We start from the raw sequence: 25,461 nt of genomic DNA, 5'->3' as shown, positions 1-25,461 counted from the left end.
CCTAAGTAGTCTCCTATGGGTAGCTTCCACCTTCACTCACCCTCTTAAATGTCCATTTACGAATACGACGTCGTGGTTATCGGCGCCGGTCACGCGGGGACCGAAGCGGCACTGGCCGCTGCGCGGATGGGGGCGCGGACCGCGCTGCTAACCACCAACTGCGATACCATCGGCCAGATGAGCTGCAATCCAGCCATTGGTGGGGTGGGCAAGGGACAGATTGTCCGCGAGATCGACGCCCTCGGCGGCGCCATGGGCCAGGCGATTGACGCCACCGGCATTCAGTTCCGCCTGTTGAACCGACGCAAAGGTCCGGCCATGCACAGCCCCCGGGCGCAGGCCGACAAAAAGGCGTACCAGAACGAGATCAAGCGGATCGTCGAGTCCCAGCCGAATCTGTCGATCCGTCAGGAAGTGGTCGAAGACATCGAGATTGAAAACAATCAGGCCCGCGGCGTGAGCGTCCGCGGCGGCGCCACGTATCGCGCGCCGGCCGTCATTCTCACCACCGGCACGTTCCTGCAAGCCTTGATGCACACGGGCGAGGCCAAGACCGAAGGCGGCAGGGCAGGGGAGGGCACCACTGCGGGCATCAGCGGGGCGCTCGCTCGGCTCGGTATTCAGCTCGAACGATTCAAGACCGGCACACCGCCACGGCTGAACGGTCGCACCATCGACTACGACCGCACCGAACTGCAGCCGGGCGATGAGCGGCCGCAGCCGTTTTCGTTCCTGACCGACAATTTCCAGGTCGAACAGCTGCCGTGCTACATCACGCACACCAATCAGGCGGTGCACGACCTGATCACCGCCAACCTGCACCGCGCGCCAATGTACAGCGGGCAGATCAGCACCAGCGGCCCCCGGTACTGCCCCAGCATCGAAGACAAGATTGTTCGCTTCGCCGATAAGAGCCAGCATCAATTGTTCCTGGAGCCCGAAGGCCGCCACACGCACGAGGTGTACGTCAACGGCGTTTCGACCAGCCTGCCCCGCGACGTGCAGGACCAGATGTTCAAGCTGATCCCGGGCCTCGAGAATGCCGAGATCATGCGGTACGGCTACGCCGTGGAGTACGACTACGCCCCGCCCGACCAGCTGACGCCGTGGCTCGAAACGAAGTGCTGCAGCGGGCTATTCCTTGCTGGGCAGATAAACGGCACCACCGGCTACGAAGAGGCCGGCGCGCAGGGACTCATCGCCGGCGCCAACGCCGCTCGCAAGCTGGCCGGGCATGAGCCGCTCATCCTCACTCGCGACCAGGCGTACATTGGCGTGCTGATCGACGACCTGGTGACTTGCGGCGTCGACGAACCGTACCGCATGTTTACCAGCCGCGCCGAGTACCGCCTGCTACTGCGGCACGACAACGCCGACCGCCGTCTGACGCCACTGGCGCACGAAGTGGGCCTGGCCACAGACGATCGCATGGCGCGGCTAAACGCCAAACTTGCAGCTATCGATGAGGCCAAGAAGGTGCTCAGCACCACCACGCACGAAGGGGGACCGCTCGCCAAGTTCCTCCGCCGCCCTGAAGTCACTTGGGACGATGTGGTCGCCGTCGCGCCGACGCTCGGCACCATCGACGCCGCCGCGGCCGAACAAGCCCTCTGGGACATCAAATACGAAGGCTACATCGCCCGCCAGCAAACCGAGGTCGACCGCCAGGGCCGCTTGGCCGCCAAGCGAATCCCCGTGCAGTTCGACTACCACACCCTCGGCCAATTGCGGATGGAAGCCCGCGAGAAGCTGACAAAAGTTCGCCCCGTGAACCTCGCCCAGGCCAGCCGCATCAGTGGGATTACGCCGGCAGATATTGCACTGTTGATTGCGCACATGGAGGGGAAGTGACCAATTTCCAAGTTACGATGACCAATGCTGGTTACTCACCTTCCAAGGTCACAATGGAATGCACGCATAAGGAAAATTGAGAAGGCCTCCCCCATGATCATCGACACCAATGAGAAAGCCTATGCGATGTTCGACGAGCTAGGTTTCCCGCCGGTGTTTCGTGATATTTGGGAAGACAAAGGCCCTTCGGCATTGAAGTACATGTATGAACGCCCCAGAGTCGTTTACCTTGAGAACTACCTGCCACTTCTGGCACAAAACGGTGATACTATCATCGCGTTCGACTTAGAGAGCAAGCGATTTGTAGAGCATTTCCTCGAAGTCGAACATCCGACCATCATTGGTACGAATTATCGGCAGTTCATAGGCTGGATACTTCTGCACCTCATGTTGTCCGCGCTTGAGGACGTTGTGAAGGAAGTTGCTCCGCTGTTCGAATTCAAACACCTTGATGCGTTGTTCAAGCACATGCATACGCTTGATGAACTTGACGATCCGTACGAAATGGACAACGCTGACCGGCGGTTCTTAGAATCACTGGAATAGTCGGCGAGCCCGACGTTAGCATCAATAATCCGCGACCCTACCAAATTCTCATTGGTCATTGTTAATTCAGCGTTGGTCATCGAGATTCAATTGCCTGGCGGTTTGCGGAGAGGTAAGATATAAGCAGGCCTGATATCCACTCGAACACCAGTTCTGCAATTATGGAACCGATTGATCGCATTACCTTCGATCCAGCTGTGATGGGTGGACGCGCGTGCATTCGCGGTATGCGAGTGACGGTGGCCACCATACTTGGTTTACTTGCCGCGGGGCGGGAGCGTGAGGAGATCTTGAAGTCGTATCCTTACTTGGAAGATGGAGATATCGATCAATGCCTGGCTTACGCTGCCTGGCGTGTCGACGAACGTGATGTTCCGCTCTCAATGTCATGAGTGTTCGCCTACTCATTGACATGAATCTATCACCCGACTGGGTTGATGCTTTAGCATCGCAAGGCTGGGACTGTGTACATTGGAGTAGCGTGGGTGATCCCAAGGCTCCCGACCAAGAGATCATCGCCTGGGCACTCGCGAATGACCGAATTGTCTTCACTCACGATCTCGATTTTGGCACTTTGCTGGCTCTAACGCGGGCAACGGGACCCAGTGTCATCCAAGTTCGCGGCCAGAACATTCTTCCCGACCACATGGCCTCGCTAGTAGTGGCTGCGTTGAAACAACACGAATCAGATTTGGAGTCCGGCGCACTAGTCGTGGTGGAAGAGTCGAAACTTAGAGTCCGCGTCCTGCCCATCTGAATGGACTGGGGCGGCAACTTCTAACAGATCATTGGTCATTGTTAATTCGTGATTGGTCATTCCCCCAGTGGCCACAAAGCTCCTTAAACTCGCTCTCCTCCTCATCCTCTCCTGGTGTGTGATGACCACCACGCACGAGTTGGGCCATCTCGTTGGCGGATGGGCCACCGGCGGCAGGTTGGTCGATGTGGAACTACGCCCCTGGCATCTGCCACATAGCCGGTTCTCGCCCGATCCGCGGCCGCTGGTCACGCTGTGGAGCGGCCCGGTGCTTGGAATCGCGGTGCCAGTTATGCTGGCGGCCATCATCCGTCGGCCGTGGGCGTGGCTGGTGGCGAACTTCTGCGTCCTGGCCAACGGCATTTACTTGGCCCTCGCCTGGCTGTCCGGCGACCGCTGGCTCGACACGCCGCGCATGCTGGCTGAAGGGGCGAGTCCGCTGGCGATCGCGATTTTCTGCCTGGCGACGATTGCCATCGGGTACACCAGGCTGCGGCAATTGATCTTCAAGACTGTGCACCCAGCACCACTCACCAACGAAGCCACTAAATAGATTGCGACGAGCAACTATCGCTCCGTCTGAACTCGAGACTTGCCACTCTTTGCTTCTTCCATGACTTCAAATCCGTTTGCGTGGATGACGTTCAGTCCGCCATCGTCACCATCGTTTCTCAAGAACAGCCGCACAACCTCTCCTCGAGAAGGTAGACCGCGGTGACCACTGGTCGACGTGGGCATGCGTCCTTTTCCCACCCATCGCCGGGTCCAGTACCGCACATAGATGAGCGAACGATCCTTCAGATCCTCCCCTTTCTCATGCTTCTGGGGAGAGATTTCGGCAAGGTAGTTCGTATAGATCCAGTCACCCTCTGCCGTAGTACTGAAGTAAATTTCCTTCACCTTTCCTACCACCACATGAGTAGCGGCCTTGTTTAACTCATCGTTGGTCATATCAACCTTCTCCGCCCACGAAGTGGACGCAGCGAGTGAGTAAACAGCAATCGCAGCGGTCAGACAACAGTAACTCTTCATCGAACTCTCCGGTTTGATCGTGAAAATTGCACCAAGCGTTTGGAGACTAGACGCCGCCACCAAGCCGAAAGTTCCACGAGCTCCAGATTGGCGCACAATCATCCACCGACTGCGCAACTCGAAGTTCTCCGAATCGCTTCTTCAGTCGCGAAACCAAGACTTCGGTCAGAATTCAAGAATGCTGGATTCGCCCGCATTCGCTGCGCGGAATCGCTTCATTTATTCGTCGACAACTCCACAAGCGACACACCCTGCCGGGGGAGTTCGAACGTGAGCTTGGCCGTTCCATCGGCGAACTCATGGCTGGTCTCGCCCGAGTAGGTCGCCAGTTCCGAGCTTTTCATCAGCTGGCGGTACTGCCGCTCGTTCGGGGCGCCGGGCGAGCCCATGCGTTTCCACTCGTCGTACGGGTTACTGTGGAACTCATCGACGCGTTTGTGCTTCACCTTGGCGTCCTGCCACTCGTCTGGCAGGTTCTCGATGGCGAGCGTTACCTCGGCCGCAGGGCCTGCGACATCGTCGTCGTGGTAGTGCCATACCAGGATGGTGATGCGTTGCTCGTTGCGACTGGCCAGCACGCCGACGTCGGCCGAGCCGCGTACGCCATGGCGGATGATGTCGTCGAGCGCCACTTGCTGCGAACTCTCGGCCGCTAGCCGCTCGGGACCCATCTCGCTCATCATGCGGAACACGTTGAACACCGCCAGCGGAATACCATTCGAGGCGAGTTGACGAAAACCGGCGAAGTAGGGCTGGTTCTCGAACTCAAACGCCCAGGTGAGCGCGCCTTCGAGGTTCACTCCGTGTTTGGCGGCAATGTCCGGCTTGCGGGCGAAGCTGGCGGCCGTGTAGCTGGAGTACACGGTACCGTTGCGGTAACTGAACATCGGCCCCTGGCACGCCGCGCAGCCTTCGGGATCCGACTCGCCGATGACGATGGGCGTGTCCTTGAGTTCAGGAAACTCGGCCACGATGCCAAACCCGCGATCGACGGTGGCCAGTTGGTTTGCAATGCCCATGCGAATGTGGTCGCCCTCCCACCGCGGCGATCCCTTGGCATGGAACGACACAAAATCAATCGGCGTACCTTTCTCCCCCGTTGCATAGTTCTTGCCCCGCAAGCAATGCTCGAGGAATGCCCGGGTGAAGTCGCCCCCGTCGCCGGCGGTGTCGGCGCCACCCACGCGAGCGTCGGGGATCGCCCGGCGAATGGCAGCGATCGTGTAGTCGTGCAGCTTGAGGAACTCTTCGCGGGTGCCGCCCCAATAACCGTGGGGCAGGATGTTGGCCTCGTTCCAGGTCTGCCAGTACCACTTGAGGACCTCCTGCTCGCCGTAACGCTCCTTGCAGTGCAGCGCCCACTGGTACACCAGCTCGCCCCAGCGGTCGTAGTCCTTCGGCGGGTAACGCCAACCCGTCATGATGCGGTCGTAGGCGAACCCGGGCCGCCACTTGTGCTGATACGGATCGGGTTTGGTCGAGAGGGCCTTGGGCATGAAGCCGACCTGCACGTAGGGCCGCACACCCCGCTCGATCTGCGTGTCGAAGATGCGATCGACGACGGTCCAGTCGTAAACCGGATTGCCTTGCTGATCCTCGGTGTAAGCGTTCGAGCTTCCCCACTTGAGCGCGGGAGTCCCGTCGCCGCTGGTCAGCAGGTTGTGGGCTCGAAAGTATACGTCGCCGGGCCGCAGTTCGCCCAACCGCTTGGTTAACGAGCGTCCGTCCTTCATGTAGACGTAGTTCGGCTCGTCGGCGCCGAAGAACCGCCAGATCGGTTTGAGTTTGCCGGTGGTTTGGCTAGCATCGACCGTGATCGCCACCTCCAGCGGCTCATCGTCGGCCGCCACCTGGATCGCACCACCAACCAGCATTCCGCAGAGGACAATTCGAAGCAGATTCATAGATACTCCCGTCGCCCCCGCCTAAGGATGGGGCTGAATGAAAAGACCACTGTGACAAGCACCACCGCGCCGTGGCACTGGACAGTTTAGACGAAACCCGCCGCGGTTGCACGCTTGGCGGTGCGAGCCGCCTACGGAACATAGACTCCCACGGCTTCCAGGGCGGCGCAGAGGTCTCCATCGTGGGCAATCATGTCGACTCCGAACAACTCGCATCGGCCTGTCGAATAGACAAGAGCCAAGATGCGGTCGGCCCACATGTGCGGCGCATCCTCTCTGAACAGACTAAAGAGTCCCCAATGGACAAAGTGGGGCACGTACTTCTGCACCGGGCAAATGTGAGGCAGATATTCTCGGAAGTAGGCTTCGTCTATCACATCGTTAAGCAGATTGTTTCGGCAACTGAAGAATCGCTGATCGTCCCAATCGTGATTGAACGTGGCCACGACAAACCAGAGACTCTCCAGGCCCTCAAGCAGAATGTTGTCAGTACGTTCGATCCGGTCCTCGAACGTCGGGCACGCACACATCAGCTCCCAAATCTGACTTTTGAAAGCCTCGCCAATGGCATGCGTCCGCCAGACCTGCCGGTCGGGTTCCAAAACCCGATTCTCGGGATTTGTTCCATTCGCGATCAGGATCTCGGCTGGGTGATCCTCCCATTCGACGTACGAGAGCTCAGAGAACAGCTGCTGAGGATCTCCTCCCTGGTAGAGTCGCTTCACGAACCGGCGAGCAAACTGCTGGACCGAAGCTTCGTCGCCGTAGAGTGCTGCTGGAATCTTCATGGGGCCGATCCACTTGAAGTTGTACGAGTCTGCTGCGGAGCACTCATACACCGCCGCTAAAGTCGAAGCCAAGGTACCCATCCGCAGAGTAACACCAGCACCTGAAGCGGCAGCAGCAAATAGGCTTCCGTCTCGACATGGAGTCCACTGCGAGAGTCATAACTAAATTAAGCCGATGGCCAACTAAGATTCCAGACGAAGTACGCGGCTTCACTGCCTGTATAGCGAAAGTGAGGCCCTCCGCAACTGGGTGAGAAATCAAACACCACACACGCAAGCAGAGACGCACTCGCGGCGACGAACCACTTTCTCCGACGCGAAGTCACTTTCATGATGCCACCCAGTGTACCATCGCCGCCACATGTTGGGCTACCACGACGGGGCGCTATGAAGGTTTGGCAAAAACACGTTCGCAGTGTGTGCCCCCCCACCTCCGTTACCGCTCGCCAACAACTCCCAAAAGCCCCGTGTTACGGCAGCACCTTTGTTGGAAGGTCTGCCAATCACTGCATTGAGCCGGGCCCATTTTCGCGAGGACTCAGAGGGCCTTAATCTATAGTCATTGAGCGCCCTGGCGAGGCCAGTCGCGTTCAGAACAGTGATAGCTGCCAGCGGGACCTGCCCGACGTGGGGTGGTAACACCTCGCGGCACCTCAAGCTAAGGGCAATTCCTCTGACCAGCAATTACCCGAGCATGGTCCAACAGGATAAGAGCAGATGGCCGATACAGCAATCAACCAGCAGGCGAGCCCCCAATCATCGCCAAACACGTCACTCTGGTTCCTGTTGGTACTGAACGTGATTGCTGCACTGGGAACGATTCCTGCCACCTCCGTGGCTGTAGGCTTCGGAAGTGTTACGATTGTGAGCATCTACAGAGAGTACGATTTGAACGGGCTAATCAATCGCGAGGCGGTCCAGACCTACGATAACGGCCGGTTTGCGGGGCCGTGGACAAGGATCCCGGATGACCTGGGATACGAGGCCTTCAAGTATCTGACTCCGGTGGCCCTTGCTGTTACCATCGTCTTCGGTATCAACGCAGTTTGCTTGGCAGTCCTCCTCCGAAAGCAGGGTTCGAGCTGAACAGCAAGCTCCCACAGCATCAGGCGACGCGCGGGTGTCGAGCATCCATGGCGGTCGCGAACTCTCTCCCGCCCATCAAGGAAAGCTGTCACACAGCGCATCGTACTGCTGTTTGGAAATCACCAACATGCAACCATGGCGAACCTTGGCCGGCATGCGGTACTTGTCCCAATCGGCGAAGTTGGTGTTCCCTGAGATATGGAACCACTTGCCATCCAACGAATCGGATACGGACAGACCGTAGCTGACACCAGGATACTGTTCGTAATAGAGGTACCAGCAAGTTCCGTTAGGTGACGGAATCAGATTGGGAGCCTCACGAAAATTCGGGCTGAGCGGGGGGCCAGGCTCCGCGTAAGGTCCCAGCAGGTTGGCGGACTTGGCGATACGAATCGTCTTGCCAGTGACCCAATCGAGCGTGGGGTAAGTCTCGTCCTTCAGAATCGCGTAGTAGGCATCGCCATCGCGCTGCAAAACGACGTCGATGGTGGCAAAGTTCCAGTCGAACAGCTTGGCTGGCGCCGAGAACTGCTTCAAGTCGGCGGAGGTGACGTAGATGGTGCGCTGACTTGCCCAATAGGCTTCCGGATCGTCCTGCGGGGCAACCACATGAGGCGTGTGCCAGGTGAGTACGTACTGCCGACTCGCAGAATCATAGAACAGCTTGGGGGCCCCAATCCGCTGCAATGCTTCCGGATAGTCGGGGATGCTGTGAATGTCGGGTGTGAAATCGCTGTGCTTCTCCCAGTGAATCAAATCGTCCGATACCCAAAAGTGGATGGTCTCGGCCGCGTCGCTCCGGTTACCCACCAGGTAGTAGCGCCCGTCATGTCCCAAGACAATACTGGGGTGACCTTTGTACTCGTCAAAGACGCGTTTGCCACCTCCCAGCTGCTTCCAGTGCAAACCGTCTCGACTCACGCTGTAGTACAGCCGGCCGTAATCTCGGTGAGTCATGTGGGCGAACAGATACGCCTCATGCTGGGGCGTCTCACCCGGTTCGCTTTGCCCCGGCGGATCGGGTTGTTGTGCATTTGCATTGTTGCCGGAGCAGTACACAACAGCCCCCAGGATCACGCCCACCGCCACTGATAGGGAACTGCGGACCCGCCCAGCCGGCGGTTGAGCACACGCACTTTGGTTGCTTGGAAACACCATAGTTTTTGGCGGATGGATAGTCGGAAGTGATGAAGTCTCAGCGATCTGTGGTAACGACCAGCGGATGCCTTAAGGCGGTTTACCACAGCCGCCAAGTCGGGAACAGTGGGCTCCTCCCATAAGATAAACTACTCTTCGTGAGAACATCGCAATCGAACTGCTGCTGGTTATGGTGACTCGACTCAACATGGATCGTTGGATAGCCCGATCGATCTTGCGGTGACCACCGCGTCGAAGCAGGCCGGCGCTTGCGGCGACGCCCCCTGCGGATGTGTCGAGCGGCGACCTCTGTCAGAGTCCGCAACCATTCACGTGCGTCGGCGAAGAATACCGCAAGGTGAAAAACGCCCCGTAAGCGCAGCCTCCTTTCGACTCCCCCCCGAAGTAACCACTCAGAATTGCGCGGCTTTGTTGGACACGCGGTCGGCGTTCATCTAGAATTGAGGGTGACTCATCTGGTTGTATCTCGGCCGTCTCTCCTCCGCTGCCCAAGGAGCCTAGACATGCCTCGCTTCCTGAAGGTCCCCGCTAGGGAGGCCTCTCCCGACGTTCACAAGGTCTATCGCAACTTCAGCCTGAAGATGGGGTTCCCGGAGATCCCATCGTTCATCACCACACTGGGGGGATCGCCGCCGCTGGCGGCCGGTACCGCCTGTTTGATCGAGCACTTGATGCTCGAAGGCGAGCTACCCCGCACGACCAAGGAACTCATCTTCCTGGCCGTGGCCGCCGACCGCGAGTGCGCATATTGCACCGAAGCGCATGCTGCCGCCTGTCGCATGCTCGGCATCGACGACGAGACCATCGAGGCCGTGCGTCACGGTTTGAATGGCGAGCTGCCCGAGGCCGTGCACGAAGTGTTGCTGTTCGCGATCAAATGCGCCGCGGCGCCCGAGGAACTGACCGAGGACGACTTTGGTTATCTGCGGCAACAGAATCTCAGCCAAGCGCAAATCCTCGAGGTGATCGCTACCTCGGCCCTGGCGGTGTACACCACCATCATCGCCGATTCCACGCTGCTGGAGCCCGACGCCATGTTCGCCGCGGCCCGCGAGACGTAACCGAGCTGCATTACGTCCGTGATCTTTGCAGCCCGTCGTAGCGCTCGCGTGTGCATTCACGTGCCGCGCGGCGGACGTGTCGCCAGCCACCAAGATGATCGCCGGAGCACCAGGCATTGGTACTGCGCGACGCAGTGTCTCCACCGCTAAGCGCCCACTTGCAGCGAATGGCTCGCTCGGCCCCTGGCACGCCTTTTGCGATGTATGGGAGTACCGTTTCCAAAAACTCCCCAACCCACATCGACAAAGGTACCCCGATATGTCCGCCAACTCTCCCGGCAACGTCCGCCAAGAAGCCGTCCACCGCATCCAGAGCGCGACGGCCTCTGTCGATGCTGGTTCGAGTAGCGCTTTCGAGATCTGCGGCCGCCTCGGCTACGCGACCAAAGGGCTGGTGTATCTGGTGGTGGGCGGATTGGCAGCGGCCGCCGCATGGGGCGCCAGTGGTCAGACCACCGGCTCGGAGGGTGCCATCCAGACCCTCGGCCAACAACCGTTCGGCTACATCCTGCTATGGGTCGTGGCGATCGGACTGGCGGCCTACTCCATCTGGCGACTGGTCGAGGCCTTCTACAACGGCGAGAACTACAGCAGCCACACCAGCACCCTCAAGCGCGTGGGTTACGTCGTGAGTGCCGTGATTTACGGCGCGTTGGCCTGGAAGGCCGCGCCGTTCTCGGCCTCGTCGCCGCAGTCGGGCAGCGGTGGCGACTCGAAACAGAGCGCGGCCGCCTGGGTAATGTCGCTCACCGGTGGCGAGTGGATTGTCGCTGCCGTGGGGGCAACGATCATCGGCTATGGCCTGTATCTGATCTATAAAGGGGCCACCGACAAGTTCACCGACAAATACAACTCTGCTCAAATGAGCGAAACCGAACAAAAGGTGGCTCGCTACTCCGGCCGCATCGGCCTGCCGGCGCGCGGAGTGACCTTCGGCGTGATCGGCGTGTTTGTGATCATCGCCGCGATGTCGCTCGACCCCAACAAGATCAAAGGCACCGGCGAAGCGCTCGACGTACTCGCCAGCCAGCCGTACGGCATGTGGGTCCTGCTGGCCGTCGCCCTCGGCCTGGCCTGCTACGGCATCTTCTGCTTCGTCCAGGCCCGCTACCGCAGCTTTGCGACTTGAGTAGGTGGTCGTTACAGTCGCTGTGCGGGATGAACGGCGCGCAGTAATGACCGTGATGCACCTTGGATTGGTCGTTGAATTTGCAAGAGTTAAAGGGGACATTCGGCTCTGTATGGAACCACCGTGCGTTACAGGATCATGATGTTGAGGGTGATCGCCTTGAGGGAGGCTTCTCTTCGTTGCTGTGAGTGTTTCCTCGCCCTGAGGGCGGAGCCGAGCAAGCGTTTGAGCATGCTGATGGTCGTCTCGACCTGCACGCGTTGATTGTAGCGGGTGTTGTGAATCCGGCTCTTCATCAGCCGTCGGTAGCGGCCGCGGGGCGGCTTGCTGGTCGCTCGACCGATCTTGGCGGGGATGAGTGATCGCACCCCGCACCGCTCGCGGGCGTACACATGCGACGCCTCGCTGTCGTACCCGGCATCAGCCAGCAGCGTCGTCAAGTTCAGCCGTTGATGGGCTTGATCAAGCGCCCGACGGAAGTGACGCACGTCGGGGCTGGGGCCGCGGTCATGCACGAGTGCGAGCACGAGATGAAGAGTTAAAGGGGACATTCTACTTTGTCCAATAAGTAGAATGTCCCCGTTAATTTAATTCGCGTGGCAGCTGCGAACCTCCGTCCCCGAGGCCATTTGTCCAGTAGCGACCGCAGGCCTACGACCTTATGCCAAGGCGAGACAGGAGGCAGATCGCCAGCTATAATAGACCTCGTGCGGCGGTGGCCGCTCTACGCGAATTTGCCGGGAGCCGGCTATCGCACCACTCACCTATTCACTGACAATTGCCGGTAAGGATGATGCTGGCGGCTGTGCCGCGAGCTCCTGTACCGGCGCCGAACCGTGTGCTTGCGTGCCCCTGACATGCTCGAGTACTTCTACGACGCACCTCTCTATGACGACGATCTGCTAAAGCTTGGTGTGCGTTTCTTGCACAACCTGTTGTTCATGTCACTGGTGGTGCAGTTTGGACTGAAGCGGAGCAGCGGTTCGAGTCCCGAGTTTGCCTTCACCGCAGTGCTGCTGAATATCACCGTGTTCTTCATTTGCTTCACACTCAAGAAGCTGGACATTGGTCTGGGGATGGCCATCGGCCTGTTCGCGATCTTCGGCGTCCTCCGCTATCGCACCGACACGATCCGCACCAAGGAGATGACCTACTTGTTCGTGGTCATTGGGATCGCCATTGTCAACGCGTTGACGAACAAGAAGACCAGCTATCTCGAACTGCTGGCGGTCAACTGCACGCTGTGCTTAGTCGTGTTTTGCAAAGAGTACGTGGTCAACCGCGCGCTGGCCACCGCACCACCACCGCCGCCGAAACCGCGCAAGCCTCCCAAACAGACACTGGTGTACGACAACCTGCAGCTACTTGCGCCGGATCGCCGTGACGAGTTGATCGCGGACCTGAAACAACGCACCGGCCTGCAAGTAACGGAGGTGCAGATCGGCGAGATCGACCTCACCACCTCCACGGTCCGCCTGGGCGTGTCTTACGAAGGGGAAGATTGAATCGCTTTCATCATTGGTGGGCCGGTTGGCGTCAGCAGTTCCCGCTGCGTCCGCGTCATTCCGAAGCAGTTCATCGACTGACAATTCTACGTTGCCGGCCCGTGGCGTGTTGCCATTACTTCTCGTTCCCACGCTCTGCGTGGGAACGAGTGGGTCAACCCGTCGGCAGTCTATCCACGGCGGCACCTGGCTCGCCATTTCTTGAGCGAAACGCGGCGCCGGCGTTTGCCCTTTACCTACGATAGGTTTCCCCTTCGGGGAATGATCTACCATTTCGCTTCCGCTATTCGCGTCGAACTGCGTGGATTCGCGGGCGATGTCTCTGTGCTCTCTGCTGTCTTCTGTTCTCACAACTTTGGGTAGCACCGACAGTCGGTTGGAAGGGGCATTGCTACATCCAGCACGCTAGTTCGACCGATTGTCGGTGTCGCCGGCGACAAGAGGTATACACACCACGTCGATGCGGTTTCGGCCTCCTGTGCTCCGCACACGGACAACCTGCCGTGGAGAGCTTGGCGAGTGGTAGGATCGACTCCGGCAGGCTGTCCGTGCTACCCGTTTCTTCTATTGGCGTTGATTGGCGGGCCTTGTCTCCATGCTCTCAGCAGATGTGCCGTAACTGCGCGGGGCTTGTTACGGCCTACGGTGCGGGGAATGAATGACCGCGGAGCGGTCGGACAGGTGTTCCCACGCGGAGCGTGGGAACGAGGGATATCCACGTGAAAACTGGGCGTTTCTGCTTGGTTTGTGCTCATTTTTTTACACTCGGCGGGGTATAACGGGGATGCGGTGAGTACTGTACGCATGTTTATTTCCCTCGAGAGCTGGAGAACCGAAAAATGGCACGACCACGGGTGTTGGACGATGTGAAAAAAGGCGAGATTACCGCGCTGTTATCGGCCGGGATGAGCATGGCGAGCATTGCTCGCTACGTCGATTGCGATCGGAAGACGATCAAGCGGGAGCGCACGGTTGACGAAGATTTCGACCTCCGCGTGCGGAGGGCGGAGATGGCGGTGCAGCTCAAGCCACTGCAAGCCATCCAGCGGAAGGCGGACACGCATTGGCGGGCGGCGGCGTGGTTGCTCGATCGGCAAGAGAAACGGCGGCTCGAGCGGCAAGCCAGACGAGATGCGGCCAACTCGGCCGACAAAGTCACTTTGACTCGTGTGGAACTGGTCAAACTCGCTGGGCAGGTGAAAGATGCGGTGCTCTGTGCGGCCGTGTTTCGGGAGGATGAGGCGTATCTTGGGCGGAAGATCGACCAGGCGTTCGTGAACCTGGTGCCGGAGCTGGCTGCGAAGCCGGACGACACCCTGCCGCCCTACGAACCTGCGTGGTGGCCGCGCGATTATGCGCCTGGTGAAAAGACCAGCGATTTTGCCACCAGCGATGCCGCGGCTGACTCCGCCCATGCCTCTTCAAACGACGCTTCCGGCGCCTCTTCCAGCGATGCTTCCAAGGATGCCGCAACCGATCCTCCCGTTGCACCGCCTGAGACTATGCCGGAGACGTTGCCGCCGATGGACGGGCCAGTGGTGCCGCCGAAGTGGGTTCCGCCGCGCGGGCAGACATGGCAGCAGTCGGCCAGGAATCTGGAGAAGCTCAACCCGGCGCGGTACGGCAAGCGGCCAGCGCCCGGCCCGGTGGTCGATTGGGAGGCGCTGCAGAAATTTCGCGACGACTTGATTGGGGTGATCAGGAAACAACGCGCTGAGTCAGCCTCTGCATCGGCCTCTGAACCATGCGGGGAACAACGCGGGGGGACAAACTCTTCGGAGTCGTTACAAACGTCGGAAAAAGCAGCGGTTTGCCAGCCGTCGCCGACGAAAGGGCCAGGGAGTTTTGGGCCCACGAATCTAGATCCCGGAAGTTGTCCCAAAACCAGCGAGCTGAAATAGCCGGCCCGCCACGCGGTCCGTGAGATTCCTCCTGTTGACGTTGATGGTGGGGGCCACCGTCTGGCGACGGTGGCTACGGGGTTTCGTCGGGCGACGAGTCGTGGTCGGGGGGGTTGCGCCGTACGGGCTCGTCTTCGAACAGCATGCGGTAGGCCTGGCTTTCGGGGTCGTCGAATTGACCATTGCGGACCGCCCAGATGTAGGCGATGAGGGCCGTGATGGCGAGCGCCAGGGTGACCGGCACCATGATGTAGAGCATGCTCATCGGGACTCTCCGCGGAGGTGGATGCTCATGGCGCTGGTGATGACGGTGGCCGAGCTGATGGGCATCAGGATCGCCGCCACGAGCGGCGAGATCCAACCGGCAGCGGCCAGCGACACGGCGATCGCATTATACGCCAGGGCGATGCACAAGTTGCGGCGCACGGTGCGGCGCGTGCGGCGAGCGAGGTCGACCAACTCGACAATTGGCATCAGCCCCGGCGCGGCGACATAAATATCGGCAGCCGCGAGCGAGGCCTCCGCGCCACCTTCCACGGCGATACCAACATCCGCAGCGGCGAGAGCCGCGGCGTCGTTCACGCCGTCGCCGATCATCACGGTGGTGTCGCTGCGATCGGTAACCAGAGCCAGCTTGTCCTCGGGCGAGACCTCGGCACTGGTGGCTTCGCTGGCGAGTCCCACCTGGTGGGCCACCGACTCGACCACGGCCTCCGCGTCGCCCGAGACGATCCGCAAATTCCAACCACTGGCGGTAAGCTGCTCGACGGCGACTCGGGCATCGGAGTGCAGTTGGTCGCCCAGCGCGGCCACGGCTTCGAGTCGACCGTCGAGCGCCACGCCAATGGTGGTGAGTCCGGTCTGTTCGAAACAACCAATCTGTTCGAGTTGCGAATCGGAGATGATCACCTGTGAGGATTCGAGGAAACGGGCTGAGCCAACGAGCAACTCGACGCCGGCCACCAGTGCGCGGAGCCCGCTGCCATGTTGCTCTTCGATGTTCTGGGGGACGTTCGCGGGGTCGTCGATCGTGTGGTCGCCATAGGTTTCGACCAGTGCACGGGCGACGGGGTGCGTGGAGCGGGACTCGGCGTAGGCCACCACGCCCTGCAGCCAGGCGGGGCCCATCCACTCAACGAGCGTCGGCCGGCCGCGGGTGATGGTGCCGGTCTTGTCGAGCAGCATGCGTCCGGTACCGGCCAGGGTCTCGAGCGCCGTGGCGTTTTTGATCAACACGTGCTGCCGAGCGGCCAGGCCGATGGCCACTGCCATGGTAAGCGGGGTCGCCAAACCGAGTGCACAGGGGCAAGCAACGATCAACAAAGCAATGGTGTGCTGCACGGCCTCGGAGAGCGTGGCCGTGGCCGTCCACCAGGCAAACGTGCCAAATGCCAGTGCGAGCACCACCACGACGAACCACCCAGCGGCGCGGTCGGCGAGTTGGACGATGGGCGGCTTCTCGCGAACGCCTTCGGTGACCAGCTCCATGAGCCGGCCAACTCGGGTCTGGTCGCCAACCACGTCGACGCGCACCCGGAGCACGCTGCCCATGTTCTGCGTGCCGGCAAACACGGCGTCGCCGACGACAACCGGTTCGGGTTGCGATTCGCCGGTGAGCAGACTGCGGTTGAGTGTCGAGCTGCCCGAGATCACGGTGCCATCGGCTGGCACCAGATCGCCGGAGAGCACTTCGACCGCATCGCCTGTGGCGAGCGAGTCGATGGTGGTTTCGACTACGATGTCGTCGCGAACTACATGACACGTGCTCGGCGTGAAAGAGTTCAGCAGCCCCACGGTCTCATCTGCCCAGCGTTGCTGACGAGCCTGGAACCACCGACCAACCAACAGGAGGAACACCAACACGCTGAGCGAGTCGAAGTAGATCTCGCCGGTGCCACGGACCACGTTCCACAACCCGGCGATGCCGCCCGCCGCCAAGGCCAGGGCAATGGGGACGTCGAGCGTGGCCGAGCGGGCGCGAAGGGCGTTGATGGCGCCGCGGAAGAAAACGCTACCCGGCCAGACCAGCGAGATAATGCCGATGCCGGCACTAATATAGCGAAACAGGTTGGCGAACTCGGCCTCGATGCCGGCGAAGTCGCCGGCGTACAGGGCAATGGCCAACAGCATCGTGTTGCCCGCACAGGCGCCAGCCACCCCGAGTCGGATAAGCTGCGTCCGTTCGGCCCGGCGGTGCACTTCGCTGGCCGTGGTGTGACGGGCGAGGTGTGGCGGATAGCCCAGTCGGTCGAGCATCGCGGCAATGCTGGAGAGCTGCACTTCGGCAGGGTTCCAGGTTACCCGGGCCACGGCGTCGCGAAGCTGCAGCCGTGTCGACGATACGCCGGGCAGCAGTTGAGGAAGCCGTTCCACCAACCACAGACAGGCCGCACAATGCACGCCTTCGAGCCGCAAGTCGATCGAGAGATGACCACCCGCAATGCCACGACAATGCTCAGCCTGGAACTCCGGCGAGTCGAACGCTTCGTAGCGTTTGCCGGTGGTCCGCACGGGCTGTGCATCGCCCCCGGTGGCCTGGCGAACGCGGTAGAAGTCGTCGAGCGAGGCGTCGCGCAGCAGTTGATAGACGGTGCGACAACCGTGGCAGCAGAACTGCTCGTCGGCCGCGGGGTCAACGAGCCCCTTTGGCACCGGCAGGCCACAGTGGTCGCAGGCGACGGCAGTAGAAGTCGACTTGCCTTCGACTGCCGCGCGGTTCACGGGGTGTCTCCTTGTTCGACCTGCGGTCGGCAACAGGGAGGGAGTTCGTTCGGATTAGGCACATCGGCCTGCGACGCGTTGCGCTTGTATTCCAACGTCTGGGCCATGGCGGCGGGCTCGAGTCGCAGGCGTCCACCCAAGGTGGCCAGCCCCACCGCGATCAGGGCGACGGCGCACACCACTGGCAGTCGCTTGCCGAGCACGCCAAGGGCCGCCTGGATACCGGCGCCCAGCGAAACCAGCACCGGCAGCGTACCGACCCAAAACACAGCCATCACCACCGCGCCGGCGAGTGGATCACCCGTGCCGGCGGCGGTCAGGGCGAACGCGTACAACCATCCGCAAGGTAGCAGCGTGGTGAGCAAGCCAATGGCCAATGCTCGTTGGGTGGGTTGCAGCGCGAGGGCCATCCGCTGCCCTCGTTGCACGGTGGTCACCAGCAGCTTGGGCGGTTTGATTGAGGCAATGCGATGACCAAAGTGACGCAACAATTCGGTGACGCCCAGGGCGACCATCAAACCGCCGGCCAGGGCCATGGCCACCGGCTGCAAGCCGGCCAGGGCCGAGGTCATGTCGACCAGCGCGCCAACGCTGCCGGCCACCGCCCCCAGAATGGTGTACGTGACCAATCGCCCGCCATTGTAGGCGGCCTGCAACTTCCACCGCGAATGCTCTTCGCCTGGCGGGCCCAGGGCGAAAGCCACAAAGGGTCCACACATGCCCGCGCAATGCAGCGAGCCAAACAGGCTGGCGACGAACACGGTGGTGACGAGTGGGATCATCGGTGGGAATAACAGTCGGAATTAAGGAGTATCGCTCGAGGCGGCTTTCGGCGCACCGGTGTAGGGGGCGCCCTCGACCAGTTGCGGTGGATCGGCCGTGGCCAGCGTCAGGGCAATCATCATCAGAAAGGCATGCCCAAGCAGCAGACCGATCACAATCAAAGGCCAGATGTAAGGTGCGAAGGAGCCCGGTTCGGGGGGAGTGTCGTCTTGCATGACAGATTCCTACAGGGGCCCGAGCAGGAAGAAATTCTCCTCCACGGCCCGATCTTGCTGGTCAACGACGCGAATCTTCAAGTTGGCTTTGCCAGAGCGGAACACGTCTCGGGGGGCATGGATGTGCACGGGCTGCTCGACTGTCTCGCCGGGCTCTACCAATTGGAGCTCATCGCTGTGAGAAATGCGAGCCTCCTTTGGCTCGATCAGTTCGATGCGGTAGGTGCTCGGCTCATCTGTGCGGTTGACGATTTGCACGCGCAGGATGTTGCCGACGTCGTCGCCCGCCTCGGAAAGATTGAACGGCTGGCCCAGCCCGCGGAGCAGCGTGACATCGAATGCCGATTTGTTGACCAACACCGTGACGAACAGCGTGGCCAGCAATGTGATGGCGGCCAGGTAGACCACCGTGCGGGGCCGCACAACACGGGTGGGGTTTCCTTCGAGCGCCTGCTGCGAACTGTAGCGAATCAGCCCGCGCGGTTGATTGGTCTTGTCCATCACCTCGTCGCAGGCATCGATGCACTGTGCGCAGCCAATACACTCGAGCTGCAGTCCATCGCGAATGTCGATGCCGGTGGGGCAAACGTCGACGCACAGATGGCAGTCGACACAACTGCCCAAGTTTCTGGCTTCTCGATCGCGTCCCTTGCCGCGCGGTTCGCCGCGTTGTTCGTCGTAGCCGATGATGCAACTCGAGGTGTCGAGCAACACCGACTGAAATCGGCCATACGGACAACCGATGATGCAGAGTTGCTCCCGCCAGTAGCAGAAGTCGAACATCATCAGACCGGTGACAACCGCCACCACGGCAAACGCGGCCGGATGCTGAAACGGATTGCTATTCCAAATCCACTCGTGCAGTTTATCGACCCCCACGAAGTAGGCCAGGAACACATTCGACAGGTGCAGGCAAATCAGGAAGAACACAAAGTACATCAAGGCGATTCGCCAAGCCGGGACGTTCTTCTTGGGTTTGTTACCCCGTCCCGTGGTGCCGGTGAACAGCCGCTCGATGGGCCGAAATACGAACTCCATGTACACCGTCTGCGGACACGCCCAACCGCACCACACGCGTCCCAGGACCGCGGTGATGAAAAATATGAACAGGAAGAAGGCCACCATGGCGATGGCCAGCAGCAGCGTGTCGGTGGGAAGAAAAGTGAAGCCAAAGAAGATGAACTTGCGAGAGGCAAAATCGAGCAGTACCGCTGGTTTTCCTCCGATCTTGATGAAGGGCAGCAGCGCGTAAATCGCGATCAACGCATAGGCCACGACGCGTCGCCACCACCAGAATCGCCCTTTGGCGAGCTTCGGGTAGAGCCAGTGCCGGCTGCCATCCGATTCGAGCGTCGTGAGGACGCGTTCTTCAGGTTGGAGAACGGGAAGTTCCAAAGGGGTCCTCGATGGTGCCGCCGTTACTTGTCGGCTGGCTGTTCTGCGTTGTCGTCCGAATCCTCTTCGCCTTCGGCTGTTGGCTGCTCGTCGCTCTTCTCACCACTCTTAGATTCTACGTCTTCAGTAGGTTCTGGCCATGGCGGAATCTCGTCACCTTCGGCCGGTTTCCCATCCAGGTTCTCCCCACGTAGCGAGGCCACGTACGCTGCGGCTAGCACCACCTCGTTGGGATGTAACCGGTTGCCCCAGGCCGGCATGGCACCATTTTTAGCGCCTTCCTGGATTACTTTGGCGATGTCCTCGATTTTCTTCACATTGATATACCGTTCGTCGGTCAGGTTGGGCCCCGATCCAACGATTCCTTCTCCTTTGGCCCCATGGCACTGCTTGCAGTGCGTGGCAAACGTGGCAGCACCCACGCCAACCCACTCCTCGTCGTGCATGTATTTGACGAGCTCAGCTTCCGTTGGCTGCATTTGGATGTCGCCGAACTTCAGCTTCATGTTGGCGGCATACGCCGCATCGTACTGGGCCTCGAGGTTGTGCGGTTCAGTAGGTGAGTGGAACCACAAAATATAGAAGGGAGCAAACGCAATAGTGGCGATGAACAACCAGTTCCACCAACCGGGGGTCGGGTTGTCGTATTCCTGAATGCCGTCGTAATTGTGGCTCGACAGCAGTTCGTCTTCCGCTTCGGAGCCAACGATCGGATTGTCGGACATGGTTACTCGTGAGGGTTAAGAGTCGGTAAAACGAAGTGGGGGGTCCCTAACTGTGAGTGCGATGCAAGGCGCGAAATCGAGCCCCACCGCCTGGGGTCAGGAACTGCTGTCGTCTTTGGATGGCGAGTCGTCCTGCTTGGGCTCGTCGTCCAAAGGCAGCCGGGACCAGCGGCGAATGTCGCTATTCTTGCGAAACAGCAGCCACACGATCACACCGGTGAACACACTAAAAAACAACACCAAGGCGATGTTCTTCAGGAGCTGAATGGATGCGTCATTTTGCAGCCACTCCATCAGGAGGCCCCTTTCTCACCGGCGGTGCTCGCCACTTTGTCCGAGGAGTTTTCGTCACGCGAGTCCTCGTCGGCCACGGGTTGCTCGCCTTCACTAGGCGTGGCGGGGGTGCCGGTATCCTCGGCCTCCGGCGCCGGGGTGACCCCCAGCCGCTGCAGGAATGCGATCAGGGCCACCACTTGGCGATCCGACAAGTCGATTTCGTTTCCCTTGTCGTCCCGATACTGGCGTTGGTTCTGCAACACAAAGTCGGCCGCGATCGCTTTGGCCTGGGCCTTGGCGTCTTCGGCTGCCTGGCTGCGATTGTCCCCTTCGTACTGAGGATAAGGCACGTCCAAATACATCTGCGCCGCCACGCGGAGTGGCACCGACTCGAAGTCGATCTTCTTCTTCATCAGCCAGGGATACCGAGGCATGATCGAGCCCGGGGTCATGGCCTGCGGATCGTGGAAGTGCCGCACGTGCCAGTCGTTGCTTCGCAAGCCGCCTTCCCGAGCCAGGTCGGGGCCAATGCGTCGCGACCCCCACTGGAAGGGGCGGTCGTACATCGATTCTTCTGGCGTGCTGTATGGCCCGTAGCGTGCCGTCTCGGCAACCATCGGTCGGATCATCTGCGAGTGGCAGTTATAGCAGCCTTCGGCGACGTAGATGTCGCGGCCCGTAAGCTCGAGCGGCGTGTAAGGCACGCCACCCTGCAAGTTCGACCGCACTACGAACGTAGGCACCAGTTCGAGCACCGACGCCAGCACCACGGCAAGCGTTGTCATCACCGTGAACTTGATCGGCAGTCGCTCCCATACGCGGTGCCACCACAGCGTACTCCAGACGTCGATCTTCTTGCCAACGTCCAGAATGCCATCGAGCTGCGACTCGGGACGCTGCTCGGGAGTAAACGCCTGGTCGGACAAGGCAGGAGCCTCGTACACCGGCACCTCGTACACGGCGGGTCGCTTCTTCCAAGTGAGGTAGATGTTCCAGCAACCGACAAGCGTACCACCCAGGTAGAAGAAGCCGCCAATCAATCGAATGTAGTAAAAGTTGACGATCTGCTGCGTAGTCTGCACAAAATCGGGCCAGAGCAACTGCCCGTTGGGCGAGATACCCCGCCACATCAGGCCCTGGGTGATTCCAGCAACGTACATCGACACCACGTACAAGAGGATGCCAACGGTGGCGAGATAGAAGTGCATATTGGCCAGCTGCGTACTGTGCAACTTGGTTTGGTACAGGCGTGGCGCCAGCCAGTAGATCATGCCGAACGCCATGAAGCCGTTCCAACCCAGTGCGCCGGCGTGCACATGGCCGATGGTCCAGTCGGTGAAGTGGCTCAAGGCGTTGACGCTCTTCACCGACAACAGCGGCCCTTCGAAGGTACTCATGCCGTAGAACGTGATGCCGACGACGAAGAACTTCAGGATCGGATCGGTCAGCACCTTGTGCCACACGCCACGCAGCGTGAGCAGGCCGTTGATCATGCCGCCCCAACTGGGCATCCACAGCATGATGGAGAACACCATGCCCAACGTCTGGGCCCATTCGGCGGTGGGAGAATAGTGCAAGTGGTGCGGGCCGGCCCAAATGTAGATGAACACCAGCGACCAGAAGTGCAAAATCGACAGCCGGTACGAGAACACTGGCCGGTTGGCCGCCTTGGGCAGGAAGTAGTACATCAACCCCAAGAACGGCGTAGTCAGAAAAAACGCCACGGCATTGTGCCCGTACCACCACTGCATCATCGCGTCCTGAGCACCGGCATATACCGGATAGCTCTTGAACCAGGCCAGCATGGAACCGGGGCTGCCCATCGCCGCGAGCGGCACCCAGATGTTGTTGAAGATATGAAGAATCGCCACGGTGATGATCGTGGCGATGTAGAACCAAATGGCGACATACATGTGACGCTCGCGCCGTTTGATGAGCGTCATGAAGAAGTTCACACCAAAAAAGCCTGCCCACACCACGGCGATGGCAATATCGATGGGCCATTCGAGTTCGGCGTATTCCTTGCTCTGCGTAATGCCGAAGGGCAACGTCAGCGCGGCACTGACGATGATCAGTTGCCACCCCCAGAAGTGGAGGTTGCTGAGCGTGTCGTTCCACATCCGCGCCTTGCAAAGCCGCTGGGTGGAGTAGTAGATGGCGGCGAAAATGGCGTTGCCGGCAAACGCGAAAATCACCGCATTCGTATGCAGTGGCCGCAGCCGACCAAACGTAATCCACTCCAACCCACCATTGAGCCATGGAATGGGCAGCTCGGCGGCCAGGATAATACCTACAAGAAAACCAACAACGGCCCACACGAGCGTTGCGGTCACAAACTTTCGAACGATGGCATCGTCATAGCTAAACGACTCGAGCGGACCGATAGTAGACCGGTCCGCCCCGTGAGGGCCGGCGGTGGCTTCTTGCATGTTTTTCCCGTTGTTGGAACTTCTAGCTTTCCGTGTTGCTTAGTTCAACGTCGACGGCGCGGCGCTCGAACCATTGCTCTCGGCAGCCACCTTGGCAGCCGGACAAAGCGGCGGCATCCGGTTTTCGGCTTCGAGCAGACTCTGGATCGTCGTCTCGCTATAGCGCCGTTCCGTTGCCGCGGCCACGTCGTCCAGCAAATGGTGCAGACCACAGCGGTGCTCGGGCACCGTATCGTGTCCAATGCATCGTTCGACTCGTCGAGCCGGATCGACACAGTTGACCACATCCAGCACGCTCAATATGGCCGGATCCGCCTGCAACTTGTACCCACCATGCGACCCACGCTGAGCCACCACAATTCCAGCACGCGCCAATGGCTGCAACACCTTCGGCAAGTAGCTCTGAGGTACCAAGGTCGCCTCGGCAAGCTGTTGAGTGGTCTGGGCTTCGTCGCTTTGCTGAGCCAAGCGGATGACGGCACGCAGAGCGTACTCTGCGGTTTGCGAAATAGACACGGGAGTTCCTTTCTCGTCTCGGATAGAAACGGATTGTTACAACAGGGTAAACGTACCCACATGTCTATTTTGCAAAGGCAACTGGTGTGCCACGCTTCGCTTGCACAAGTTCTAACTCAAAACAGTACTAGAATCCTAGGGGAATCTCTCATGTGGCAAAATGTCGCACCTGAACACCCAATTGGCGACTGGACCTAGTGAGCACCCCTGATGTGCGACTTGGCACACTTTTTCCGCCATTTTTGGGGCCGGACATACCGGTCTGGCAAATCGCACGGGCCGGCGTGACTGCATTGAATTCATGACGCCTCGGAAGTCGAAAAGCCCGAATGCCACGACTCCACCAACCAGGCGGGGATCCCCTCGTATATTAGAGACTGAGACTGCTTCGAAAGGACATCGAACTATCATGAAGACCTTTCACCATGGCTTAACAGCCAGTTGTGCACTGCTGATTGCGGCATCAGCGGTTGCCTCTGCCAGGGGAGAGGACTCGCTGGCGAGGTACTTCGAGTACTCGCCCAACCTGACCGAATCGATGCAACAGGATGAAGTGGAGCCCGTGCCCACGGAGATCCTGGGACAAGACTCGGTAGCGGCCGAGTTCTGTGAAAAATGTTGCTATGCCTGCGGTTCGTGCAACGAGAGCTGCGGAAATACAAATTGCTGCGGCACCGGCGGCGTGAGCGGCTGCGGCTGCTACGATTCGTGTGGCTGTGCCCTCCCCGAACTGGTGCTGGGGTGCTTCTGCCCCACGCCCTGTGGTTTCGACGATTGGATCAGTCCCATGACCAATCCGGTGTACTTCGAGGATCCCCGCACGCTAACCGAGCTGCGTGGCATCTTCATCCAGCACAAGGTTCCGCAGGCTGCCGGAGGTGGTGACATTCAACTGTACGCGGTACAGATTCGCGCCGCCCTGACCGATCGCCTGTCGCTTATCGCCACAAAGGACGGCTATGCGGTTTCGAGCAACCCGCTGATTCGCGACGGCTGGGCCGACGTGTCGCTGGGCTTGAAGTACAACCTGATTCGCGATTACGAGACCGAGAGCCTACTGACCACTGGTTTCGCTTACGAGATGCCCGTCGGTAGCCCCCGAACACTGCAGGGCAATGGGGACGGCGAGTTCCACCTGTTCGTCACCGGGGGAACCGAGCTGTGCTGCGACTGGCACTACTTGAGCGCCTTCGGCCTCCGCCTGCCGGCGGACGACGAAGCCGAAACCACGAGCCTTTATTGGTCGAACCACGTCGACTACCACCTGGGCCACGGCTTCTATGCCCTGGCCGAGTTCAACTGGTACCACTGGCTCGAGAGCGGCAACGGTGGCATTCCCGGCGTCTCTGGCGGCGACCTGTTCAACTTTGGTTCGACGGGCGTAGCAGGCAACGACATTGTCACTGGTGCCTTCGGCGTGAAGTACAAGCCCAACCGCCTGACAGAAATCGGTCTGGCGTGGGAAAACCCTCTCACCGAGCGTCGCGACGTGCTGGAGAACAGGCTGACGGCCGACTTGATCCTGCGTTACTAACACTCAATGCAGGTAGTCTCCCACCGGATGCGACCTGCAGAGTCATTCCTCGGGACTATGCTCGACACCGCCTCGACCTGTTCTTCCAGCCGGTAGAACTCGAGAGGCGGTGTCTTTTTTTTGTGTCTAACTGGAACGCATACCAACCG

25 protein-coding genes are annotated in these 25,461 nt (G+C 60.0%); 11 read left to right on the top strand and 14 right to left on the bottom strand.

Annotation, left to right across the window (positions count from 1 at the left end):
- Positions 1 to 48 precede the first annotated feature (48 nt).
- From mnmG to NG895_RS29400, 5 genes are all read left to right on the top strand, one after another.
- Positions 49 to 1,851 (top strand): tRNA uridine-5-carboxymethylaminomethyl(34) synthesis enzyme MnmG, encoded by a 1,803-nt coding sequence (gene mnmG, locus NG895_RS29420; protein WP_252856156.1) that lies wholly within the window; start codon positions 49 to 51, stop codon positions 1,849 to 1,851.
- Positions 1,852 to 1,944: 93 nt separating this feature from the next.
- Positions 1,945 to 2,397 carry a hypothetical protein gene (locus tag NG895_RS29415; RefSeq protein WP_252856155.1) on the top strand — a complete coding sequence of 151 codons (453 nt, stop codon included), beginning with the start codon at positions 1,945 to 1,947 and terminating at the stop codon, positions 2,395 to 2,397.
- Between the two features lie 161 nt (positions 2,398 to 2,558).
- Complete coding sequence (locus NG895_RS29410; protein ID WP_252856154.1) at positions 2,559 to 2,789, top strand: DUF433 domain-containing protein; 231 nt, start codon at positions 2,559 to 2,561, stop codon at positions 2,787 to 2,789.
- Positions 2,786 to 3,154: a DUF5615 family PIN-like protein gene (locus NG895_RS29405; RefSeq protein ID WP_261361838.1), complete on the top strand. Its 369-nt coding sequence runs from the start codon at positions 2,786 to 2,788 to the stop codon at positions 3,152 to 3,154. Before NG895_RS29410 ends, NG895_RS29405 begins: the two co-directional genes overlap by 4 nt.
- Positions 3,155 to 3,275: 121 nt before the next feature.
- Positions 3,276 to 3,707, top strand: coding sequence for a hypothetical protein (locus NG895_RS29400; protein ID WP_252856152.1), 432 nt, complete (start codon positions 3,276 to 3,278; stop codon positions 3,705 to 3,707).
- Between the two features lie 14 nt (positions 3,708 to 3,721).
- On the opposite strand, the gene NG895_RS29395 is transcribed toward NG895_RS29400, so the two are convergent.
- The 3 genes from NG895_RS29395 to NG895_RS29385 form a co-directional block, all read right to left on the bottom strand.
- Positions 3,722 to 4,186, bottom strand: a complete 465-nt coding sequence (locus NG895_RS29395; protein WP_252856151.1) for a hypothetical protein — start codon at positions 4,184 to 4,186, stop codon at positions 3,722 to 3,724.
- Between the two features lie 215 nt (positions 4,187 to 4,401).
- Entirely contained in the window at positions 4,402 to 6,090 is a 1,689-nt protein-coding gene (locus tag NG895_RS29390) for a GH39 family glycosyl hydrolase (protein WP_252856150.1), read from the bottom strand.
- Positions 6,091 to 6,221: 131 nt separating this feature from the next.
- Positions 6,222 to 6,878 (bottom strand): hypothetical protein, encoded by a 657-nt coding sequence (locus tag NG895_RS29385; protein WP_252856149.1) that lies wholly within the window; start codon positions 6,876 to 6,878, stop codon positions 6,222 to 6,224.
- Between the two features lie 717 nt (positions 6,879 to 7,595).
- On the opposite strand from NG895_RS29385, the gene NG895_RS29380 reads away from it, so the two are divergent.
- Entirely contained in the window at positions 7,596 to 7,964 is a 369-nt protein-coding gene (locus tag NG895_RS29380; protein WP_252856148.1) for a hypothetical protein, read from the top strand.
- A gap of 75 nt (positions 7,965 to 8,039) precedes the next feature.
- On the opposite strand, the gene NG895_RS29375 is transcribed toward NG895_RS29380, so the two are convergent.
- Complete coding sequence (locus NG895_RS29375; protein WP_252856147.1) at positions 8,040 to 9,122, bottom strand: glycoside hydrolase family 43 protein; 1,083 nt, start codon at positions 9,120 to 9,122, stop codon at positions 8,040 to 8,042.
- Positions 9,123 to 9,625: 503 nt separating this feature from the next.
- Here NG895_RS29375 and NG895_RS29370 point away from each other — a divergent pair.
- A complete protein-coding gene (locus NG895_RS29370; RefSeq protein WP_252856146.1) occupies positions 9,626 to 10,183 on the top strand; it encodes a carboxymuconolactone decarboxylase family protein in 558 nt (185 codons plus the stop codon).
- A gap of 259 nt (positions 10,184 to 10,442) precedes the next feature.
- Positions 10,443 to 11,312, top strand: coding sequence for a DUF1206 domain-containing protein (locus tag NG895_RS29365; RefSeq protein WP_252856145.1), 870 nt, complete (start codon positions 10,443 to 10,445; stop codon positions 11,310 to 11,312).
- A gap of 128 nt (positions 11,313 to 11,440) precedes the next feature.
- On the opposite strand, the gene NG895_RS29360 is transcribed toward NG895_RS29365, so the two are convergent.
- On the bottom strand, positions 11,441 to 11,863 hold the full coding sequence (locus tag NG895_RS29360) for a transposase (RefSeq protein WP_252856144.1): 423 nt from the start codon (positions 11,861 to 11,863) through the stop codon (positions 11,441 to 11,443).
- A gap of 291 nt (positions 11,864 to 12,154) precedes the next feature.
- On the opposite strand from NG895_RS29360, the gene NG895_RS29355 reads away from it, so the two are divergent.
- Positions 12,155 to 12,817: a DUF4956 domain-containing protein gene (locus tag NG895_RS29355; RefSeq protein WP_252856143.1), complete on the top strand. Its 663-nt coding sequence runs from the start codon at positions 12,155 to 12,157 to the stop codon at positions 12,815 to 12,817.
- Between the two features lie 839 nt (positions 12,818 to 13,656).
- Positions 13,657 to 14,718 (top strand): helix-turn-helix domain-containing protein, encoded by a 1,062-nt coding sequence (locus NG895_RS29350; protein WP_252856142.1) that lies wholly within the window; start codon positions 13,657 to 13,659, stop codon positions 14,716 to 14,718.
- 73 nt (positions 14,719 to 14,791) lie between these two features.
- Here the strand turns inward: NG895_RS29350 and ccoS are convergent, their stop codons facing one another.
- From ccoS to NG895_RS29305, 9 genes are all read right to left on the bottom strand, one after another.
- Positions 14,792 to 14,983, bottom strand: a complete 192-nt coding sequence (gene ccoS, locus NG895_RS29345; RefSeq protein ID WP_252856141.1) for a cbb3-type cytochrome oxidase assembly protein CcoS — start codon at positions 14,981 to 14,983, stop codon at positions 14,792 to 14,794.
- Positions 14,980 to 17,439, bottom strand: coding sequence for a heavy metal translocating P-type ATPase (locus NG895_RS29340; protein ID WP_252856140.1), 2,460 nt, complete (start codon positions 17,437 to 17,439; stop codon positions 14,980 to 14,982). The genes ccoS and NG895_RS29340 overlap by 4 nt, the downstream gene beginning before the upstream one ends.
- On the bottom strand, positions 17,436 to 18,221 hold the full coding sequence (locus NG895_RS29335; protein WP_252856139.1) for a sulfite exporter TauE/SafE family protein: 786 nt from the start codon (positions 18,219 to 18,221) through the stop codon (positions 17,436 to 17,438). The genes NG895_RS29340 and NG895_RS29335 overlap by 4 nt, the downstream gene beginning before the upstream one ends.
- A 21-nt stretch (positions 18,222 to 18,242) precedes the next feature.
- Complete coding sequence (locus NG895_RS29330) at positions 18,243 to 18,437, bottom strand: hypothetical protein (protein ID WP_252856138.1); 195 nt, start codon at positions 18,435 to 18,437, stop codon at positions 18,243 to 18,245.
- 9 nt (positions 18,438 to 18,446) lie between these two features.
- On the bottom strand, positions 18,447 to 19,832 hold the full coding sequence (gene ccoG / locus NG895_RS29325) for a cytochrome c oxidase accessory protein CcoG (RefSeq protein WP_252856137.1): 1,386 nt from the start codon (positions 19,830 to 19,832) through the stop codon (positions 18,447 to 18,449).
- Between the two features lie 23 nt (positions 19,833 to 19,855).
- Entirely contained in the window at positions 19,856 to 20,557 is a 702-nt protein-coding gene (locus NG895_RS29320) for a cbb3-type cytochrome c oxidase N-terminal domain-containing protein (RefSeq protein ID WP_252856136.1), read from the bottom strand.
- A gap of 96 nt (positions 20,558 to 20,653) precedes the next feature.
- Entirely contained in the window at positions 20,654 to 20,851 is a 198-nt protein-coding gene (locus NG895_RS29315; protein WP_252856135.1) for a hypothetical protein, read from the bottom strand.
- Positions 20,851 to 23,262 (bottom strand): cytochrome-c oxidase, cbb3-type subunit I, encoded by a 2,412-nt coding sequence (gene ccoN, locus NG895_RS29310; protein ID WP_252856134.1) that lies wholly within the window; start codon positions 23,260 to 23,262, stop codon positions 20,851 to 20,853. The genes NG895_RS29315 and ccoN overlap by 1 nt, the downstream gene beginning before the upstream one ends.
- A gap of 39 nt (positions 23,263 to 23,301) precedes the next feature.
- Positions 23,302 to 23,778: an Rrf2 family transcriptional regulator gene (locus tag NG895_RS29305; RefSeq protein WP_252856133.1), complete on the bottom strand. Its 477-nt coding sequence runs from the start codon at positions 23,776 to 23,778 to the stop codon at positions 23,302 to 23,304.
- A 409-nt stretch (positions 23,779 to 24,187) separates the two neighbouring features.
- On the opposite strand from NG895_RS29305, the gene NG895_RS29300 reads away from it, so the two are divergent.
- Positions 24,188 to 25,312, top strand: coding sequence for a hypothetical protein (locus NG895_RS29300; RefSeq protein ID WP_252856132.1), 1,125 nt, complete (start codon positions 24,188 to 24,190; stop codon positions 25,310 to 25,312).
- Positions 25,313 to 25,461 lie beyond the last annotated feature (149 nt).

The sequence above is a fragment of the Aeoliella straminimaris genome (assembly GCF_024054565.1).
GTDB classification, from domain to species: domain Bacteria; phylum Planctomycetota; class Planctomycetia; order Pirellulales; family Lacipirellulaceae; genus Aeoliella; species Aeoliella straminimaris.
This window is presented reverse-complemented; position numbering and strand designations above follow the sequence as displayed.

Bases quoted from the DNA above. Each gene is read 5' to 3' on its own strand.
- NG895_RS29330 (WP_252856138.1), bottom strand. From the start codon at position 18,437: ATGCAAGACGACACTCCCCCCGAACCGGGCTCCTTCGCACCTTACATC.
- NG895_RS29350 (WP_252856142.1), top strand. From the start codon at position 13,657: ATGGCACGACCACGGGTGTTGGACGATGTGAAAAAAGGCGAGATTACC.
- NG895_RS29360 (WP_252856144.1), bottom strand. From the start codon at position 11,863: ATGTCCCCTTTAACTCTTCATCTCGTGCTCGCACTCGTGCATGACCGC.
- NG895_RS29375 (WP_252856147.1), bottom strand. From the start codon at position 9,122: ATGGTGTTTCCAAGCAACCAAAGTGCGTGTGCTCAACCGCCGGCTGGG.
- NG895_RS29410 (WP_252856154.1), top strand. From the start codon at position 2,559: ATGGAACCGATTGATCGCATTACCTTCGATCCAGCTGTGATGGGTGGA.
- NG895_RS29405 (WP_261361838.1), top strand. From the start codon at position 2,786: ATGAGTGTTCGCCTACTCATTGACATGAATCTATCACCCGACTGGGTT.
- NG895_RS29320 (WP_252856136.1), bottom strand. From the start codon at position 20,557: ATGTCCGACAATCCGATCGTTGGCTCCGAAGCGGAAGACGAACTGCTG.
- NG895_RS29370 (WP_252856146.1), top strand. From the start codon at position 9,626: ATGCCTCGCTTCCTGAAGGTCCCCGCTAGGGAGGCCTCTCCCGACGTT.
- NG895_RS29390 (WP_252856150.1), bottom strand. From the start codon at position 6,090: ATGAATCTGCTTCGAATTGTCCTCTGCGGAATGCTGGTTGGTGGTGCG.
- NG895_RS29385 (WP_252856149.1), bottom strand. From the start codon at position 6,878: ATGAAGATTCCAGCAGCACTCTACGGCGACGAAGCTTCGGTCCAGCAG.
- NG895_RS29335 (WP_252856139.1), bottom strand. From the start codon at position 18,221: ATGATCCCACTCGTCACCACCGTGTTCGTCGCCAGCCTGTTTGGCTCG.
- NG895_RS29365 (WP_252856145.1), top strand. From the start codon at position 10,443: ATGTCCGCCAACTCTCCCGGCAACGTCCGCCAAGAAGCCGTCCACCGC.
- NG895_RS29300 (WP_252856132.1), top strand. From the start codon at position 24,188: ATGAAGACCTTTCACCATGGCTTAACAGCCAGTTGTGCACTGCTGATT.
- ccoS (WP_252856141.1), bottom strand. From the start codon at position 14,983: ATGAGCATGCTCTACATCATGGTGCCGGTCACCCTGGCGCTCGCCATC.
- NG895_RS29315 (WP_252856135.1), bottom strand. From the start codon at position 20,851: ATGGAGTGGCTGCAAAATGACGCATCCATTCAGCTCCTGAAGAACATC.
- NG895_RS29400 (WP_252856152.1), top strand. From the start codon at position 3,276: ATGACCACCACGCACGAGTTGGGCCATCTCGTTGGCGGATGGGCCACC.
- NG895_RS29395 (WP_252856151.1), bottom strand. From the start codon at position 4,186: ATGAAGAGTTACTGTTGTCTGACCGCTGCGATTGCTGTTTACTCACTC.
- NG895_RS29415 (WP_252856155.1), top strand. From the start codon at position 1,945: ATGATCATCGACACCAATGAGAAAGCCTATGCGATGTTCGACGAGCTA.
- ccoN (WP_252856134.1), bottom strand. From the start codon at position 23,262: ATGCAAGAAGCCACCGCCGGCCCTCACGGGGCGGACCGGTCTACTATC.
- mnmG (WP_252856156.1), top strand. From the start codon at position 49: ATGTCCATTTACGAATACGACGTCGTGGTTATCGGCGCCGGTCACGCG.
- NG895_RS29380 (WP_252856148.1), top strand. From the start codon at position 7,596: ATGGCCGATACAGCAATCAACCAGCAGGCGAGCCCCCAATCATCGCCA.